The organism is Evansella tamaricis (genome assembly GCF_019042215.1).
Lineage (GTDB): Bacteria > Bacillota > Bacilli > Bacillales > Salisediminibacteriaceae > Evansella > Evansella tamaricis.
On sequence record NZ_JAHQCS010000123.1, the window covers coordinates 1 to 2686 of the forward strand.

The following is a 2686-nucleotide window of genomic DNA, read 5'->3' on the forward strand; positions in this document are numbered from 1 at the left end:
ATTTAGTTACAAAGGCAGACCATGATACATCAGAGATTGATTTTGCTAATTTATGATTGCGTAACATTCCTTTGGTGTTCAAGTCTTCGATACAGACAATATCGTGGTTTTTGATTATTTCTGTACTTAACTTGTTAAGAAAATCGTCACGTTGGTTCATTACTCTCTCATGCAATCTAGCAACTTTTCGCTTTTGTTTCTGATAGTTTTTTGCATCAAGAAGGTTAATATTATTGTTTTTAGCATTTAACGCACGTCTTGAAAGTTTTCGCTGTTCACGTTTTAGTTTCTTTTCCATTTTTGATGTGAATTTATTATTGTCAATCTTGCGACCATCAGAAAGAATGGCAAAGTCAGTGATACCTAAGTCTATACCAATAGATAATTCCGTTTTCTCCAATGGTTGCACTTCTATTTCTGCAAGAATTGATACAAAGTATTTACCACTAGGATTTCGTCTAACAGTAGCATTAAGGATACGACCATGTACTTCACGACTTTTGGCAAAGCGAACAAGACCAAGTTTCGGCAATTTGATTTTGTTGTCTACAATGGTAATGTTATTGTTTGTTTCTTTAGTCGTGTAGGATTGTACTTTATTCTTTTTAGACTTGAAGCGTGGAGCTTTATTTTGTTTCTTGAAGAATCGAGTATAAGAATCAGCAAGGTTTTTCAGTGAGGATTGAAGGGCAATGCTATCAACTTCTTTTAACCATACTAATTCCTTTTTTAATTGTGTTAATTCAGCAGAACAAGAATTGTAAGTTAATCCTTTGCCAGTTTCTTTGAATGTATCGTTCCATTGCCCTAAAAAGCGATTATATACAAAACGACTACATCCTATTGTTTTAGCAATTAAGATTTCCTGTTCTTTGGTTGGATAGATACGAAATTTGTACGCTTTGTTGACTAACATTGTTTTCACCTCACTTTAGACCTTGATTTTCAATGTACTTTTTAACTACATCGATTGGAGATCCACCAGTAGTTAGTAAGCAAAAACTTCTCGACCAAAACATTTCTTTCCATAGCTTTTTTCTTATTTGTGGGAAGTCACGTTTTATCAGACGAGAACTTGCACTTTTATAAGCATTTATGAACTTTGACAATTCTGTATTAGGGTGTGCTTTGAACAAGATGTGAATATGGTCTTTATCATGATTCCATTCGACTAGGGAGATATTATATTTCTCGCCTAGCTTTACAAACATATCCTTAGCATAGTCAGATACTTTATCATCAAAGACTTCTCTGCGATATTTTACAACTAGCACAAGATGGTAATACATTAAAAATACTGAATGATTATTACTGTCCAATTTCATTGCATTATCCGCCTTTCTCTTATCTAAGACTGATTATATCAATAAGGTATGAAGTGGGCAACAAAAAGCCTTTAGGCTATCGCCTAACTGACATTCATCTCCCCCTTATCGTTGGGCTTCGCCCTTCACACGATTGAAGAGGGAGTCTTCTATCGGAAAATGATAAAAATTAAGAGGTGACAGTCACTTATTATAAGTCTTTGATTAGCGTTATGACATTTTTCTAATAGGAAAGTAGTGCTAATGTAAAATAAGGATAAAAAGTCCTATGGCAAATAATGTATTTTTATAAAAAAAACTGAATTATTAATACTTTTCTCATAGAAAAGAAGGAAATTGAACCACATTCTGTCGAAATACTACTCTCGTAGGTACATTCATAAAAATATTCAAATTCATGTTGAAAAGGGGGCGGATGGATGGAAGCTAAACAAATTGCTGAGACAGAGGAATTGGAAAGTTTAACAAAAGAGATAGTGTTACAGATTCAAGCTGGTGACCCAAGAAATTTAATTGTTACTCGGTTAATGGATAAGGGATTGGAAGAAGATCCTGCACGGGATTTAGTGGATGCCATATCAGAACGACTTACGGAAATAGCTTCAGAGCAGCAATTCGCTCCAAGTGTTTTATTACCTGCTGTCTTAGGGGGACTTTCTGCGGCAATTGCAGGTGGTATTATCTGGGGACTTATTGTTATTTTTACGGAGTATGAATTAGGGATTGTCGCCTGGGGAATTGGTCTTCTTTCTGGTTATGGAGTAGCATTACTTTCAAAAGGGAAAAAAGGAGTACCACTACAAGTTACAGCAGTTGTTTCAAGCATACTTGGAATTCTTATAGGTAAATATATTGGTTATCATTACTATTTAACATCTTTTTTTTCCGAAGAATTTGGGGCAGAGTTCGCAGCACAATTCTCTATTTTTTCCTTAGGCATCATTCAATCATTCTTTATGGATCTTACGTTAATGGTAAATGCCTTTGATCTCCTGTGGGTTGTGTTGGCCGTATTCACTGCATGGAAGATACCAAAGGCCATCCGTGGTGGAGGTATATAGGTGATATAATGAATGGAAAACGAACATTGAAGGTATGAAAAGGGACGCATAGTCTCAACAACTAATGGGTTCCGTTACCTATTGCAGAATTTAAAATGTAGTTTAATTTGACTAGCCTAGCAAATTGCATCTGATTTGCTAGGCTTTTCTTAAAAGATAAGAATTTATAAGTATTGGCACCTTCGGGCAAGTTGTCTAGCTCCATCGCCTACTCGCATGGGAACTGAAAAAGTGGTGCTTTTCCACTTTTACAGTTCCCAAGCAATGAGCGTAGCCGTCGCAATCTTTAAAAAGCTTGAT

Annotated in this window: 3 protein-coding genes; 1 reads left to right on the forward strand and 2 read right to left on the reverse strand. The window is 35.5% G+C overall.

Annotated elements, in window-relative coordinates; all coding sequences use genetic code 11:
• Together tnpB and tnpA are read right to left on the reverse strand one after the other, a co-directional pair.
• On the reverse strand, nt 1-916 hold a 916-nt coding region (gene tnpB / locus KS419_RS15720; RefSeq protein WP_217066103.1), incomplete at its 3' end, for an IS200/IS605 family element RNA-guided endonuclease TnpB.
• Between the two features lie 10 nt (nt 917-926).
• Nucleotides 927-1325, reverse strand: coding sequence for an IS200/IS605 family transposase (gene tnpA, locus KS419_RS15725; RefSeq protein ID WP_217066102.1), 399 nt, complete (start codon nt 1323-1325; stop codon nt 927-929).
• A 419-nt stretch (nt 1326-1744) separates the two neighbouring features.
• On the opposite strand from tnpA, the gene KS419_RS15730 reads away from it, so the two are divergent.
• Nucleotides 1745-2386 carry a hypothetical protein gene (locus tag KS419_RS15730; RefSeq protein WP_217067354.1) on the forward strand — a complete coding sequence of 214 codons (642 nt, stop codon included), beginning with the start codon at nt 1745-1747 and terminating at the stop codon, nt 2384-2386.
• Nucleotides 2387-2686 lie beyond the last annotated feature (300 nt).